We start from the raw sequence: 1330 nt of genomic DNA on the forward strand, positions 1-1330 counted from the left end.
GCGCGCGGTGGCCGCCGCGGGGCCGGCGGCCGGTACGGCGACGGGGGCGCGCCCGGTGCCCGGTCCGCCGTGGTGGTGCCAGTACGCGGCGAGCCACACCGCGTCCGCGACCTCCTGCCAGTGCGGCGCCTCGACCGCGCCGTCGGCCCCGTCACCGCCGGGAACGGATGCCGGTGGGGCCAGGGAGGGGGGTGCGCCGTCCTCGGGCTGGTCCTCGCCGTCCTCGGGGAACGCCGAACCGGGCCACGGCCTCGGCACAGGCCCGCCGTCGCCGGATCCGGATGCGCGCTCCCTGGGAAAGCCGTGGTCCATTCAGCGGCCCTTCGCGAGGTCGCGGAGGAGCATTTCGACGAGCTTACGCCCGCTGCCGTCGACCTGGAAACCACCCGTGGTAGTGATCTGGACAGCGTTGAGCAACTGGTCCAGGGAGTGCGTACCGCCGGCCTCCACCCGCCGGAGGAACAGGTCCACCAGGTCCTCGGCACCGGCCGGACGGTCCCCCAGGTGCCGCCTGACCATGGCGAGCAGCTGCTCCCGGGTGGGGGTGCGCAGCTCCAGCGGCAGGCAGCGCCTGCGGAACGCGGCGGGGAACTCGCGTTCGCCGTTGCTGGTGATCACCACGACGGGGAACTCCCGGCACTCGACCCGGCCTTGCCGCACCACGGCGCGGACGCCGGGGTCACTGGTGTGGACGCGCGCGGTCTCGGCGGCGTCGCGGACCAGCTCCGGGACGTCATAGCTTCCGTTCTCCAGGACGTGCAACAGGTCGTTCGGCAGGTCGATGTCGCTCTTGTCGAGTTCGTCGACGAGCAGCACCCGGGGTCGATCGTAGGGCAGCAGAGCCGTCCCCAGGGGCCCGAGTGTGACGAAATCACCGAGGAGCGGCGCGAGTTGACGGCCGTTCGAGTCCTCGCCGGGCTCCGTTGCCGCCGGGTCCCCGGCCGGCTCGGGGTCCGGTGCGTCGCGCAGGCCCGCCTGCCAGGCGGCGATGGCCTGGGCCCGGCCCATGGCGTCGTGGTGGTAGAGCCCGTCCTTGAGGGAGGTGCGGCTGACGATGTTCCACTCCAGCACCCGGCCCAGCCCCAGTTCGCGCGCGATCAGGTACGCGAGCGTCGACTTGCCGATGCCGGGCGGGCCGGTGATCAGCAGCGGCCGGCGCAGCACCAGCGCGGCGTTGACGGTGTCGATCTCGTCGGGGCCGAGCTGGGGGGTCGGTTCCCCCGGGCCGAGGCGGCGCAGGGCCGCCTGCGGGTCGTCCCGCGCCGCGGGCTGGGCCGGTTCGCCGCCGAACCGGCGCCAGGGCGGCGCCTCGGGCAGCCCGGGCGGGACG

At 74.7% G+C, this 1330-nt stretch carries 2 protein-coding genes; both read right to left on the reverse strand.

The annotated features are described in order from the left end of the window. The coding region (locus tag G3I53_RS33055) for a hypothetical protein (protein ID WP_203617614.1) at nt 1–258 on the reverse strand (258 nt) is incomplete at its 3' end. 54 nt (nt 259–312) lie between these two features. Continuing rightward, nucleotides 313–1330 (reverse strand): AAA family ATPase (locus G3I53_RS33060; RefSeq protein WP_164439063.1); only part of this gene is annotated, 1018 nt, incomplete at its 5' end.

Origin of the sequence: Streptomyces sp. SID14436, assembly GCF_010548465.1 — a bacterium.
GTDB lineage: Bacteria > Actinomycetota > Actinomycetes > Streptomycetales > Streptomycetaceae > Streptomyces.